Origin of the sequence: Nocardia jiangsuensis, from assembly GCF_042650385.1 — a bacterium.
In the GTDB taxonomy this organism is placed as follows: domain Bacteria; phylum Actinomycetota; class Actinomycetes; order Mycobacteriales; family Mycobacteriaceae; genus Nocardia; species Nocardia jiangsuensis.
The window spans coordinates 366,141-381,891 of the sequence record NZ_JBHSAX010000017.1; the positions used below are offsets into that span (position 1 = coordinate 366,141).

Annotated in this window: 1 protein-coding gene; it reads left to right on the top strand. The window is 74.1% G+C overall.

The window, feature by feature from the left end; all coding sequences use genetic code 11:
• Positions 1-145: 145 nt before the first annotated feature.
• On the top strand, positions 146-15,421 hold the full coding sequence (locus ACFO0B_RS21120) for a non-ribosomal peptide synthetase (protein ID WP_378614248.1): 15,276 nt from the start codon (positions 146-148) through the stop codon (positions 15,419-15,421).
• The last annotated feature ends 330 nt before the right edge of the window (positions 15,422-15,751 follow it).

A 15,751-nucleotide genomic window follows, 5' to 3' on the forward strand; every position in this document is an offset into this window, starting at 1 on the left:
AGGCGAATCGCGGCGATAGGGAACGTTCATCACCGCGTGCTCGCGTGGGGTCTCCGGTGCGTGCAGTGCTCTTCGATGATGGGCGGGTAAACGTGTTGCTGGGTGGAATGCGAGAAGGAAGCTCGATCATCGGGGGGGCCCGCGCATGACCAGCTCGACCAGGACCAGGCCCACCCGCACCCGCCGCGCCCGGCTGGTCGCGCTGCCGCAGCTCATGGCGGCCGCCGTCGAGGCGAACCCCGGCGGCACCGCCGTGGTCTTCGCCGGGGCGGAGCGGAGCTACGGCAGCCTCGGCTACGCCGAGCTCGACGAGCGCTCCAACCGGCTGGCCCGGCTGCTGCTCGACCGCGGCATCGGCCCGGGCGACCTGGTCGCCGTCGGCATCCCGCGCTCGCCGGAGTCGGTGCTCGCGGTCTGGGCGGTGGCCAAGACCGGGGCGGGCTTCGTCCCCGTCGACCCGCGCTACCCGAGCGATCGGGTGGCCTACATGGTGCGCGACTCCGGCGCGGTGCTCGGGCTGACCGTCACCGCCGAGCGCGCCGAGCTCCCCGGCGACGTCGAGTGGCTCGCCATCGATACCACCGCCGCGCAGCGCTTCTCGCTGGAGCCGGTCTCCTCCGCGGACCGGCCGCGCTCGCTGCGCCCGGCCGACGCGGCCTACGTCATCTACACCTCGGGATCCACCGGAAGGCCGAAGGGCGTCGTCGTCACCCAGGCCGGGCTGAAGGGCTTCTGCGACGAGCAGCACGAGCGGTACCGGGTCGGCACCGATTCCAGGACGCTGCACTTCGCCTCGCCCTCGTTCGACGCCTCGGTGCTGGAGCTGCTGCTCGCGCTCGGCGGCGCGGCGACCATGGTGGTGGTCGACCCGGCGATCGTCGGCGGCGCCGAGCTGGCCCGGCTGCTGCGCCGGGAGCGGGTGACGCACGCCTTCATCACCCCGGCGGTGCTCGCCTCGCTGGACCCGGCCGGGCTGGACGAGCTGCGCGTGGTGGTCGCGGGCGGCGAGGCGTGCCCGCCGGAGCTGGTGCGGCGCTGGGTGCAGCCGCGCGGCAACGGCCGATTCCGCGAGTTCTACAACGGTTACGGCCCCACCGAGACCACCATCATGACCAATATCAGCGGCCCGCTGATGCCCGGTGAGACGGTCACCATCGGGGCGCCGATCCGGCGGGTGCTGGAGTACGTGCTCGACGAGCGGCTCGGCCCGGTGCCGGAGGGGGTCGCGGGCGAGCTCTACATCACCGGTGCGCAGCTGGCGCGCGGCTACCACGAGCGGCGCGGCCTCACCGCGGCCCGGTTCGTGGCGAACCCGTTCGGCGAGCCCGGATCCCGGCTGTACCGCACCGGTGACCTGGTACGCAGGCTGCCGTCCGGGGAGATCGAGTACCTGGGCCGCAACGACTTCCAGGTGAAGATCCGCGGGTTCCGGATCGAGCTGGGCGAGATCGACGCGGTGCTGGCCGCGCACGAGTCGGTCGACTTCGCGGTGACCGTCGGCGTCGAGCAGGCGACCGGTGCCACCGTGCTGGTCGCCTATGTGCACGCGGCGGCCGACGCGATCGAGGTGGCCGCGCTGACCGAGTGGGCGGAGTCCAGGCTGCCTTCGCACATGGTGCCGACCGCGATCGTCGTGCTCGACGCCATCCCGCTGACCCCGGTCGGCAAGCTGGACCGGGCCGCGCTGCCCGCGCCGGTGTTCGAGCACCGCGCCTACCGCGCCCCGGAGACGCGGGTGCAGCGGGTGGTCGCCGAGGTGATCGCGGGGGTGCTCGGCGCCGAGGAGATCGGGCTGGACGACGACTTCTTCGAGCTGGGCGGGAACTCGCTGCTCGCCACCCAGGTCGCGGCGCGGGTCGGCGCGGCGCTGGACACGAACATCCCGGCGCGGGCGCTCTTCGAGAACACCACGGTGGCCCGACTGGCCGTCGCGGCCGAGCGGCTCGCAGGCCGCGGCGCCGGGCCCGCCCTGACCGCGGGGCCGCGGCCCGCGCGGATTCCGCTCTCGCCCGCGCAGCAGCGCATGTGGTTCCTGAACCGGTTCGACCGCGGCTCGGCGGCGTACACGATCCCGGTCGCCGTGCGGCTGCACGGCGAGGTCGACGCCGCGGCGCTGATCCTGGCGATCGCGGATGTGGTGCAGCGCCACGAGGTGCTGCGCACGGTGTACCCGGAGACCGATACCGGGCCGGTGCAGGTGGTCATGCCGGCGAGCGCGGTCAGGGAGCCGGTCGTTCGCCGACTCGCCGCCGCGGAGGTGCGCACCGCGCTGACCGAGCTGATCGCCGCCCCCTTCGATGTCACCACCGAGGTGCCGCTGCGGATCGCCCTGTTCGAGCTCGGCCCCGACGAGTGGGTGCTGGCCATGGCGATCCACCACGTGAGCGGCGACGGCTCCTCGATCGCCGCGCTGACCAGGGATCTCGTGGTCGCCTACAGTGCCCGCGCCGCGGGGGAGGCGCCGGGCTGGGCGCCGCTGCCGGTGCAGTACGCCGACTACAGCATCTGGCAGCGCGCGCTGCTCGGCGCCGAGGACGATCCCGGCTCGGTCGCGGCCGCGCAGATCGCGCACTGGCGGACGGCGCTCGCCGACCTGCCCGACCAGCTGGAGCTGCCGACCGACCGGCCGCGGCCGCCGGTGCAGTCCGTCGCGGGCAGCGCGGTGCCGGTGCGGATCCCGGCCGAAACGCACCGCGCGCTCACCGAGCTGGCCCGCGCCGGTGGCGCGACGCTCTTCATGGCGCTGCACACCGCGCTCGCGGTGCTGCTGGCCCGGCTCGCCGGCACCGACGATGTGGCGGTCGGCACGCCGATCGCGGGCCGCGGCGATGCCATCCTCGACGACCTGATCGGCATGTTCGTGAACACCCTCGTCCTGCGCACCCGGCTGGCGCCCGGCGACCGCTTCGACGAGGTTCTCGCCAGGCAGCGGGAGAGCGACATCCAGGCGTTCGCCAACGCCGACGTCCCGTTCGAGCGGCTGGTCGAGGTGCTCGACCCGGCGCGCTCGCAGAGCAGGCACCCGCTGTTCCAGGTCGGGCTCTCCTTCCAGAACTTCGGCACCACCGAACTCGAGCTGCCCGGGCTCACGCTCTCCGGGCTCGACCTCGATATCACGCTGTCCCAGTTCGACCTGCACCTCGTGGTCAGCGACGAGTACGCGCCCGACGGCGCGCCCGCGGGCATCTCCGGCGTCCTGACCTACGCCACCGCGCTCTTCGACCGCGCGACCGTCGAGCAACTGGTGCGCCGCTTCCTCCGGCTGCTCGACGCGGTCATCGCCGATCCCGGCATCCCGGTCGGCGACATCCCCCTGCTCGACGCCGACGAACAGCGAAACACCCTCGCCTGGAACGAGACCGCGCACCCGGTGCGCTGGACCCGGCTGCACCAGGGCTTCGACGAGCGCGCCGCCGCCGACCCCGCCGCGGTGGCGCTGGCAGGCGAGTTCGGTGAGATCGGCTACGGCGAGCTGTCGGCCGCCGCGAACCGGGTGGCGCGGCTGCTGCGCGCGGCAGGCGTCGGCCCGGAGGTCTCGGTGGTGCTCGCGCTCCCGCGCGGGCCGGAGCTGGTCACCGCCATGCTCGGGGTGCTGCGGGCCGGGGGCGCCTTCGTCCCGCTCGACCCGGGACACCCCGCCGACCGCGTGCGGCACATCCTCGACACCACCCGCCCCGCGGTGCTGATCGCCGAGCCGGGCGCGCGGCTCCCGGTCGAGGTGCACCCGCGGACCACCCGCCTCACCGTCGCCGACGCGGCGCAGCACTCCGCGGACCCGCTGCCGCAGGACACCGTTCCGGACCGGCGGCACCCGGCGTACACGCTGTTCACCTCCGGCTCCACCGGGCGGCCGAAGGGCGTGACCGTGCCGCACCGCGCCGCCGCCAACCAGATCGCCTGGATGGTGGCGGAGTACGGCATCGGCCCGGCCGACGGCTACCTGCAGAAGACCGCGCCCACCTTCGACCTCTCCATCTGGGGCTTCTTCGTGCCGCTCGCGGCGGGTGCGCGCATGGTGCTCGCCGAGGAGGGCGGGCAGCGCGACGCCCGCTACATCGCCGAGCTGATCCGGCGGCACGGCGTCACCGTCACCGACTTCGTGCCGTCGCTGCTCGCGGTCTTCGCCCAGCACGCGCGGCCGGAGGAGCTGGCCGGGCTGCGCGACGTCTTCGTCATCGGCGAGGCGCTGCACCCGGAGACGGTGGCGGCGTTCCGGCGGGTGAGCCCGGCCCGGCTGCACAATCTGTACGGCCCGACCGAGGCCGCCGTCTCGATCACCGCCCACCCGGTCACCGAGCTCGACACCGCGGTGGTGCCGATCGGCGCGCCGGAGTGGAACAGCACCGCCCACGTGCTCGACGCCAGGCTGCGGCCGGTCCCGCCCGGCGTGCGCGGCGAGCTCTACCTCGGTGGCGCGCAGCTGGCCCGCGGCTACGCGGGCCGCCCCGAGCTGACCGCGGAGCGCTTCGTCGCCGACCCGTTCGGCGCCGGAGCGCGGCTCTACCGCACCGGCGACCTGGTGACCAGGCGCGCCGACGGCGAGCTCGTCTACGCGGGGCGCGCCGACTTCCAGGTCAAGTTCCGCGGGCAGCGCATCGAGCTCGGCGAGATCGAGACCGCGCTGCGGGCGGTGCCGGGCGTGGCGCAGGCGGTCGTGCTGGTGGCCGACGGCGACGTCGGCCAGTTCCTGGCCGGGTACGTGACGCCGGCGCCCGGCCGCGACCTCGACGGCGACGCCGTCCGGAGCGCGGTGCGCGGTGCGGTGCCCGGGTACATGCTGCCCGCGGTGGTCACCGTGCTGCCCCGGCTCCCGCTCAACCCCTCCGGCAAGCTGGACCGCAGGGCGCTGCCGATTCCCGCCTTCCGGGCGCGGGAGTTCCGCGCGCCGGTGACCCCGATCGAGCAGACGGTGGCGCGGGTCTTCGCCGAGGTGCTCCGGCTGGAGCGGGTCGGCCTGGACGACGACTTCTTCGAACTCGGCGGCAACTCGCTGCTCGCCACCCAGGTCGCGGCGCGGCTCGGCGCCGCGCTCGACACCACGCTTCCGGTGCGCGCGCTCTTCGAGGCGGGCAGCGTCGCCGCGCTCGCCGCGCGCGCCGAACAGCACGCGGGCAGCGGCGGCCGCCCCGCCCTGACCGCGGTGCGGCGGCCCGATGCGGTGCCGCTCTCGCTGGCCCAGCAGCGCATGTGGTTCCTGAACCGCTTCGACCCGGCCTCCGCGGTCTACAACATCCCGATCGCGGTCCGGCTCAGCGGCGAGCTCGACACCGCCGCCCTCGCCGCCGCCGTGCGCGACCTGGTCGCCAGGCACGAGGTGCTGCGCACCGTCTACCCGGAGACCGCCGACGGCCCGGTGCAGCGCGTGCTCCCCGCCGACGCGGCGGTCGGCGGGCTCTACCCGGTGGCGGTGCGGCCCGCTGAGGTCGCGGAGCGGGTGACCCGGATCGCCACCACCGGTTTCGACGTGACCGCCGAGGTCCCGCTGCGGATCGCGCTCTTCGAGGTGGCGGGGACCGCCGAGTACGTCCTGGTCTTCGTCGCGCACCACATCGCCGCGGACGGCTGGTCGGTGGGCCCGCTGACCCGCGACCTCATGGTGGCCTACGCCGCGCGCTCGGCCGGTGCCGCACCGGAGTGGGCCCCGCTGCCGGTGCAGTACGCGGATTTCAGCGTCTGGCAGCGGGAGTTGCTCGGCGCCGAGGACGACCCGGCCGGCCTGCTCGCCATCCAGACCGGGTACTGGCGGACGACGCTGGCCGACCTGCCCGACGAGCTGGCGCTGCCCACCGACCGGCCGCGGCCGAACGTCTCGCACTTCGCCGGTGCCACCCTGGATTTCGAGATCCCCGAGGAGCTGCACCGCGGGCTGCGGCAGCTCGCCACCGAGCACAGTGCCACGCTCTTCATGGTGGTGCAGGCCGGGCTGGCCGTGCTGCTGGCCCAGCTCTCCGGCAGCGACGACATCGCCATCGGCACCCCGGTCGCCGGCCGCGGCGAGGCCGAGCTGGACGACCTGATCGGCATGTTCGTCAACACCCTGGTACTGCGCACCGAGGTCGCGCCCGCCGACGGGTTCGGCACGCTGCTGCGCCGGGTGCGGGACACCGATCTGGCGGCGTTCGCGCACGCCGACGTGCCCTTCGAGCGGCTGGTCGAGGTGCTGTCGCCGCCGCGCTCGCAGGCCAGGCACCCGCTCTTCCAGACCGCGCTGACCCTGGTCAACGCCCCGATGACCGAGTTCGAGCTGCCCGGCCTCCGGGTCACCGGCATCGAACCGCCCGCGCAGCCGGCCAAGTTCGATCTGCAGTGGACGCTGCAGGAGCGCCGCGCGGGCGCGGGTGCCCCCGCGGGCATGGCGGGTTCGGTGATCTACGCGACCGAGCTCTTCGACGCCGACACGGTGCGCGCGTTCACCGAGCGCTTCGTGCGGGTGCTGGCCGCTGTGGTGGCCGACGCCGAGGCGCCGGTGGGCTCGGTCGAACTGCTCGGCCCCGCCGAGCGCGCCGACCTGATCTCGCGGGCCTGTCCGCCGCCGCCGGCGCAGCGGCTGCTGCCCGAGCTGTTCACCACCGGTGCGCCCGCCGCGACCGCCGTGATCTACGACGGGCAGACCCTGAGCTACCGGGAGCTGAACGAGCGCGCGAACCGGCTGGCCCGGCTGCTGATCGCCGCAGGCGTCGGCGCCGAGGACGTGGTCGCGCTCGCGATCCCGCGCTCGCTCGAGTCGGTGGTCGCGCTCGCGGCCGTCGCCCGCACCGGCGCGGCCTTCCTGCCGATCGACTCCAGGCTTCCGATCGACCGCATCGCCTTCATGATCGCCGACTCCGGCGCCCGGATCGGGCTGACCACGAGCGACGTCCGCCCGGCGCTGCCAGGCACGACGTGGTGGCTGGTGCAGGGGGACCTCGATACCCGCGGCTTCGACGCCGCGCCGGTCGCCGACGCCGACCGGCGCGTGCCGCTGCACCCGGATCATCCGGTGCACGTCATCTACACCTCGGGCTCGACCGGGCGCCCGAAGGGCGTGGTGGTGAGCCACCGGGCGCTGGCGAACTTCGCCGCCGACCAGGACGGGCGCTTCGGGCTGAGCGCGCGGACCCGTGCCATGCACTTCGCCTCGCCCTCGTTCGACGCCTCCCTGCTCGAGCTCTTCCTGGCGATTCTGCGCGGTGGGACGCTGGTGGTCGTGCCGCAGAGCGTGTACGGCGGGGCGGAGCTTTCCGAGCTGATCCGGGAGCAGCGGGTGACCCATGCCGTCATCCCGCCCGCGGCCCTGGCGACCTTCGACCCGTCCGGGCTGCACACGCTGCGCGTGGTGATCGCGGGCGGTGAGGCCAGTCCGCCGGAGCTGATCGCCAAGTGGGCGGTCCCGCTGCCCGACGGCACCGTGCGCGCCTACTACAACGGTTACGGCCCCACCGAGACCACGGTCGACAGCAACATCAGCGCGCCGCTGGTGCCGGGCGCACGGGTGACGATCGGCGGACCGCAGGGCGGCATGCAGTCGCTGGTGCTGAACGCCAGGCTGCAACCGGTTCCGGTCGGCGTCGCCGGTGAGCTGTACATCGCGGGGGTGCAGCTGGCCCGTGGCTACCACGCTCGCCCCGGGCTCACCGCCGACCGCTTCGTCGCCCATCCGTACCGCAGCGGCGAGCGCATGTACCGCACCGGCGACGTGGTCCGCTGGACCAGGGGTGGCGAGGTCGAGTACGTCGGCCGCTCCGACTTCCAGGTCAAGATCCGCGGCTTCCGGATCGAACTCGGCGAGATCGACGCCGCGCTGGCCGCGCACCCGAGCGTGGATTTCGCGGTCACCGTCGGCCACCGCGGCGAGACCGGGGTGGCCGACCTGGCCGCCTACGTCGTCGCCGCCCGCGGCCGCACGGCCGACACCGCCGAACTGACCGCGCACCTGCGCGAGACGCTGCCCGGCTACATGGTCCCTGCCGCCATCACGGTGCTCGACCGGCTCCCGCTGACCACGGTCGGCAAGCTCGATCGCAAGGCGCTGCCCGCGCCGGTCTTCACCTCCGAGGTCGCCTTCCGCGCCCCGCGGACGCCGGTCGAGCAGATCGTCGCCGACGTCTTCGGCCGGGTGCTCGGCGTCGAGCGGGTCGGCCTGGACGACGACTTCTTCACCCTCGGCGGCAACTCCCTGCTCGCCACCCGGGTCGCGGCCCGGCTCGGCTCCGCGCTGAACTCCCGGGTGCTGGTCCGCAGCCTCTTCGAGACCTCGACGGTCGCGGAGCTCGCCGCGGTGCTCGAACGGGAATCGGGCACCGGCGCCCGCCCCGCCCTGGTCGCGGGTGCGCGCCCGGAACGGATTCCGCTCTCGCTCGCGCAGCAGCGGATGTGGTTCCTGAACCGCTTCGACCCCGATTCGGCGGTCTACAACGTGCCGATCGCGGTCCGGCTCACCGGTGAGCTCGACACCGCCGCGCTGGCGGCGGCGATCGCCGATCTCGTCCGGCGGCACGAGGTGCTGCGCACCGTCTACCCGGAGACCGCGGACGGCCCGGTGCAGCGGGTGCTCGACGTCGAGCAGGCGATCGGGGCCGGGCTGCCGGTGTCGGAGGTGCCGCCCGGCGAGCTCCCCGAGCGGGTGGCCGCCGTCGTCACCGCCGGGTTCGACGTGACGACGGAGGTGCCGCTGCGGGTCGCGCTCTTCCGGGTGGCGGGCGCGGACGAGTTCGTGCTGGTCTTCGTCGCGCACCACATCGCCGCCGACGGCTGGTCGGTGGGGCCGCTGACCAGCGACGTCATGGTGGCGTATGCGGCGCGGGCGGCCGGAACGGCGCCGGAGTGGGCGCCGCTGCCGGTGCAGTACGCCGACTTCAGCGTGTGGCAGCGGCAACTGCTCGGCGACGAGTCCGATCCGGCGAGCGTGGCGGCGGTGCAGACCGAGTACTGGCGGAGCGCGCTGGCCGGGCTGCCGGTCGAGCTGGAGCTGCCGCTGGACCGGCCGCGTCCGGAACTCGCCACCTTCGCCGGCGCCGGGCACGCCGTCGTCATCGACGCCGAGCTGCACCGTGCCCTGCGCGAGCTCGCCGCCGACCACACCGCGACGTTCTTCATGGTCGCCCAGGCCGCGCTCGCGGTGCTGCTCGCGCGGCTCTCGGGCAGCACGGACATCGCCATCGGAACCCCGGTGGCCGGCCGCGGCGAGGCCGAGCTGGACGACCTGGTCGGCATGTTCGTCAACACCATCGTGCTGCGCACCCCGGTCGCCGGGCAGGACTCCTTCGAGGCCGTGCTGCGGCGGGTCAGGGACACCGATCTGGCGGCGTTCGCGCACGCCGACGTGCCCTTCGAGCGGCTGGTGGAGGTGCTCGACCCGCCGCGCTCGCAGGCGCGGCACCCGCTCTTCCAGGTCGCGCTCTCGCTCGCCGACCTGCCTGCCGCGGAGTTCACGCTGCCCGGGCTGACCATCGCCGGGGTCGAGGCGGACGCGCACGTCGCCAAGTTCGACCTGCACTGGAACCTCACCGAGCTGCCGGAGAACGGCGGCATCGCCCTCGGCATCAACTACGCGACCGACCTCTTCGACGCAGCGACCATCGAGACCTTCGCCGAGCGGTACCTGCGGGTGCTGCGCGCCGTCGTCGCCGACGCGGGCGCGCCGACCGGCGACATCGACCTGCTCGACGACCGTGAACGGGCCCTGGTCACCGGGAACCCGGCGGGCGCCGGAGCCACGGCCGACCCCGGCGGCACCCTGCTCGATCTGTTCGCCGCCGCGGTGGCGGAGCACGGGCGGGCGCCCGCGGTGACGCACGGCGCCGAGACGCTGACCTACACCGATCTCGACCGGCGCTCCACCGTGCTCGCCCGGCGGCTCGTCGCGGCGGGCGCGGGCCCGGAGACGCTGGTCGCGGTGCTGCTCCCGCGCTCGCCGGAGCTGGTCGTCGCGCTGCTCGCGGTGCTGAAATCCGGCGCGGGGTACGTGCCGATCGACCCGGCCTACCCGGCCGAGCGCATCGCCTACGTCCTCGCTGACGCACGCCCCGCGAGCGTCGTGCTGGCCCCCGGCGCCGAGGTCGAGCTGCCGCCCGGCCTGCCCGTTGTCGAGGCCGCGAACCTCGACGAGGGCGATGCCGCGCCGATCACCGGTGCCGCGCCCGATCCGGACACCATCGCGTACGTCATCTACACGTCGGGCTCCACCGGCCGCCCCAAGGGCGTCGCGGTGCCGCACGGGAACGTGGTCCGGCTGCTCGCCAACACCGCCACCGACTTCGGCTTCGGCCCGGAGGACGTGTGGACCCTGTTCCACTCCTTCGCCTTCGACTTCTCGGTCTGGGAGCTGTGGGGCGCGCTCGCCTTCGGCGGCGAGCTGGTCGTCGTCGACCAGGACACCGCGCGCTCGCCCGAGCAGCTGCTCGAGCTGCTGCGCGCGAAGCGGGTGACCGTGCTCAACCAGACGCCGTCCGCCTTCTACCAGCTCGCCGAGGCCGAGCGGAGCTGCGCCGCGCCGCCGCGGCTGCGGTACGTGATCTTCGGCGGTGAGGCGCTGGAGCCGCGCCGGCTGGCCGGCTGGGTCGCCAGGCACGGCGACCGCGCGCCGCGGCTGGTGAACATGTACGGCATCACCGAGACGACGGTGCACGTCACCTACCGCCCACTCGACGCCGCGACCATCGACGCGGGCGCGGGCAGCGTCGTCGGCCGGGCCATCCCCGGCCTCGGCCTGGAGCTGCTCGATGACCGGCTGCGGCCGGTGCCGATCGGGGTCGCGGGGGAGATTTACGTCGGCGGCGGCCAGCTGGCCCGCGGCTACCTGGGCCGGCCCGGCCTCACCGCCGCCCGCTTCGTCGCAGGCCCGGACGGCACCCGCCGGTACCGCTCCGGCGACCGCGCCCGCTGGACCCGCGGCGGCGAACTGGAGTACCTCGGCCGCGCCGACGACCAGGTGAAGGTGCGCGGCTTCCGGATCGAGCTCGGCGAGATCGAGGCGGCGCTGCTGGGCAGGCCCGGGATCGCGCAGGCCGCGGTGGTCGTGCGCACCGACCGGCCCGGCGACGCCAGGATCGTCGCCTACGTCGTCCCGGCCCCCGGCGCGCCCGCACCCGACCAGGGTGAACTCCGCGCCGGGCTCGCCTCGCTCCTGCCCGGCTACATGGTCCCCTCGGCCTTCGTCCCGCTCGACGCCGTCCCGCTGACCGTCAACGGCAAGCTCGACCGGCGCGCCCTGCCCGCCCCCAGCTACGCCACCCACGAGTTCCGCGCACCGTCGACCCCCGCCGAGGAGACCGTCGCCGCGGTCTTCGCCGAGGTGCTCGGGGTCGAGCGGGTCGGCGCCGACGACAACTTCTTCGAGCTGGGCGGCAACTCGCTCGTCGCCACCCGCCTGGTCGCCCGGCTCGGTGCCGCGCTGGGAGCCGTGGTGCCGGTGCGGACCGTGTTCGAGGCGTCGACGGTGACCGAGCTCGCGAGCGGGATCGACCGCACCCGTGGCCGGGACCGGGCCCCGCTGACGGCGCTGGAGCGGCCGGCGTCGATCCCGCTCTCGATGGCCCAGCAGCGGATGTGGTTCCTCAATCGCTACCGGCCGGAGTCGGGGCTCTACAACGTCCCGATCGCGGTACGGCTGACCGGGCTGCTCGATGTGGCTGCGCTGGCCGCCGCGGTGCGCGACGTCCTCGCCAGGCACGAGGTGCTGCGGACCAGGTACCCGGAGACGGCCGACGGCCCGGAGCAGCAGGTGCTGCCCGTCGACGCGGTGCTGACCGACCTGCCCGCCGTTCCGGTGACCGCCGCCGCGCTCCCCGCGGAGCTGCACGCCATGGTGTCCGGCGGGTTCGACGTCACGGCGGCGGCCCCGCTGCGCGTCGCGCTGTACGCGCTCGACAGCCGGCCGGACCGGGACCCCGAGCACGTGCTGGTCTTCGTGGCGCACCACATCGCCGTCGACGGCTGGTCCGTCGGGCCGCTCACCCGCGACCTGATGGTCGCCTACATCGCGCGGAGCGGGCAGACGCCGCCCGGCTGGGAACCGCTGCCCGTGCAGTACGCCGACTACAGCATCTGGCAGCGCCGTGTGCTCGGCGACGAAGCCGACCCGGACAGCGTCCTCGCCACCCAGGCCGAGTACTGGCGCCGCACGCTCGCCGGGCTTCCCGACGAACTCGGGCTGCCCGCCGACCGGCCGCGGCCGGTGGTCGCCACCTTCGCCGGCGGCCGCACCCCCTTCACCGTCGACGCCGAGACCCATGCCGGGATTCTGCGGCTGGCGGCGGAGCGCCAGGTCACCGTGTTCATGGTGGTGCAGGCGGTGCTGGTGGTTGTGCTGTCACGCCTCTCGGGGGCCTCGGATGTCGTGCTGGGGACGCCGGTGGCCGGGCGCGGCGAGGCGGAGCTGGACGATCTGGTCGGGATGTTCGTGAACACGGTGGTGCTGCGGACCCCGGTCGCTCCGGACGACGATTTCGACACCGTGCTCGCCCGGGTGCGGGAGACCGACCTGGACGCGTTCGCGCATGCGGATATTCCGTTCGAGCGGCTGGTGGAGTTGTTGGACCCGGTGCGCTCCCAGGCGCGGCACCCGCTCTTCCAGGTCGCGCTCTCGCTGACCAACCTGCCCGCCTCGACCTTCGAACTGCCCGGCCTGCGGCTTGCCGCGGTGCCGACCGACGAGGTCGTCGCCAAGTTCGACCTGCAGTGGACCCTCACCGAAGAGCGCACCGCGGACGGCGCACCGGCCGGGATCGGCGGCCTGATCGACTACGCCACCGACCTCTTCGACGCCGCCACCGTCGCCTCCTTCGCCGACCGCTTCCTGCGGGTGCTGCGCGGCGTCCTGGCCGACCGATCCACCACCGCGGGGGCGGTGCCCCTGCTCGGCCCTGCCGAGCAGGCCGATCTGGTGGCAAGGACAGGGGCACCCGCGGTGCCGCCGGTGGTGCTCTCCGAGCTGTTCGGGCGCGGTGCGCCGGAGGCGCCTGCGGTGGTGTTCCGCGGGGAGACGCTCACCTATCGGGAGCTCGAGGCCCGGTCCGATCGGTTGGCGCGGTTGCTGGTCGCGGAAGGGATCGGCGCCGAGGAGCTGATCGCCGTCGCTGTGCCGCGGTCGCCCGATTCGGTCCTGACCGCCGCGGCGGTTGCCAAGGCGGGCGCGGCATTCGTGCCCGTCGACCCGGGTTACCCGGCTGAGCGGATCGCGCACCTGGTCACCGACAGTGGCGCACCCATCGGGCTGACGGTGCGGTCGGTGCGCGCCGGGCTGCCGGAGTCGGTGCGCTGGCTCGTGCTGGAGGACCTGGACCTGTCCGGCTTCGACGACACGCCGCTGACCGACGCCGACCGGGTGCGGCCCGTGCGGCCGGAGCATCCGGCCTACGTCATCTACACCTCCGGCTCCACCGGTGTCCCGAAGGGCGTCGTGGTGACGCACTCGGGGCTGGCGAACTTCGCCGCGGAGCAGGCCGAGCGGTACGGGCTCGGCGCCGGCACCCGCGCACTGCACTTCGCCTCCCCGAGCTTCGATGCCTCGATCCTGGAACTGCTGCTCGCCCTTGCCGGGGGCGGGGCATTGGTCGTGGTGCCGCCGGGGGTGTACGGCGGCGATGAGCTCGCCGCGATCATTCGCAGCGAAGCCGTGACGCATGCGTTCGTCACCCCGGCCGCGCTGGCCACCTTCGATCCCGCCGGCCTCGACTCGCTGCGGGTGCTGGTGGCCGGTGGCGAAGCGTGTCCGCCGGAGCTGGTGGCGAAGTGGGCGGTCCCGCTGGCGGACGGCACGATTCGGGCCTTCCACAACGGCTACGGCCCGACGGAGACCACGATCATGACCAACATCAGCGCTCCGCTGCGGCCGGGGGAGCCGGTCACGATCGGCCGCCCGACCCGGGGGATGCAGTCGCTGATCCTGGATTCGCGGCTGCGGCCGGTGCCCGCCGGTGTGACGGGTGAGCTGTACCTGTCGGGTATCCAGCTGGCGCGGGGCTACCACGCGCGACGCGGTCTCACGGCGGCGCGGTTCGTGGCGAATCCGTACGTGCCGGGTGCGCGGATGTACCGCACCGGTGATGTGGTGCGCTGGACCCGGACCGGCGAGGTGGAGTACGTGGGCCGCTCGGACTTCCAGGTGAAGGTGCGCGGCTTCCGGATCGAGCTGGGCGAGATCGACGCCGCGCTCGCGGCGCACGAATCGGTCGACTTCGCGGTCACCGTCGGGCACCCCGGCGCGACCGGCGCGACCGTGCTGGTGTCGTACGTCGTCGGAGCGCGGGGTCGCGTTCCCGACCCGGCCGCGCTGACCGCGCACCTCGGGGAGCGGCTGCCTGGCTACATGGTCCCCGCTTCGATCATGGTGCTCGATCGGGTCCCGCTGACCCCGGTCGGCAAGCTGGATCGCGCGGCACTGCCCGCTCCGGTCCTCGAGCTCGTCGAGTTCCGCGCGCCGTCGACCCCCGCCGAAGAAACTGTGGCGGAGGTCTTCGCCGAGGTGCTCGGCATCGAGCGGGTCGGCGCCGACGACAACTTCTTCGAGCTGGGCGGCAACTCCCTGATCGCCACCCGGGTCGTCACCCGGCTGCGCGAGCGCACCGGCACCGAGATCCGGGTCGCCGTCTTCTTCGACGACCCCACCGTGGCAGGCATCGCGGCCAGGGTGGTCGCGGCGCACTCGGGCGACGATGCCGCCATGGGGGTGCTGCTGCCGATCCGGCACCGGGGCAGCAGGCCGCCGCTCTTCTGCTTCCACCCCTACACCGGCCTGGCCTGGAGCTTCGCCGGGCTGAGCCGCTTCCTCCCCGCCGACCAGCCCATCTTCGGCCTGCAGACCCCCGCGCTCACCGAGGACGACTGGCGGCCGGAAACGCTCGACGACTTCGTCACCAGGTACGTCACGGAGCTCAGGAAGGTGCAGCCGGAGGGGCCGTACCGGCTGCTCGGCTGGTCGATCGGCGGGGTGCTCGCGCACGCCGCCGCGGTGCGGCTGCAGCGGGAGGGCGCCGAGGTCGAGCTGCTCGCCGTCCTCGACGGCACCCCCGCCGTCGACCTCGGCGACTTCCGGCGGGCGGTGCGCTCCGCCTTCGCCGAGGTCGGGATCGCGCCGGAGGCGCTGCCACCCGAGGCCGACCTGGGCGACCTGGGCGACGAGGCGCTCGCGGCACTGGCCGCATCGATCCCCGCCGAGCTGGCGGTGCTCGACGCCGCCCGATTGCGGCGCGTCTATCGCGGCGCCATGTCCGTCGTCGAGCTCGCCACTCGGCACGACATCGGCGTCTTCCGCGGTCGGATCGAGTTCTTCCGCGCCACCCGGCTGGACTCGGGCGGGGTGCTCGTCGACCCCGCCGAGTGGCAGCCCTACACCGACACCCCGGTCGCCGACCACCCCGTCGACACATCGCACCTGCTCATGACCGCTCCGGAGGCACTCGCCCGCATCGCACCCCGATTGACCGAAATCCTCGATAAATAGCGCCGCGCCCGGCGCTGTGAACTGCATCTCGCGCGGCATTGTTGCGATGCTGTGCGGATGCCCTGCACCCTTGAGTGCGTAGCGTCCGCCAACTGGCCCGAGTGCCCGGAGCGCGGTTTCCCCATGGAGCCCGCGCCGCGCGGACGCCGCTCGGCTGTGCCCGCATCGGTGGTAACGGACCACGTGTCCGCATTCGATGCTTGTTCTGGGGGCCAGTCGGTGTTGACAGGGGAGCGGACGATCGGTGGGTGTGACGTGCTGGCTGGTAGGCGACGGGGAGACGGGGCTGTCGGGGTGAGCTGGGAATGACCAGTCCCGCCCGGCCCAGGG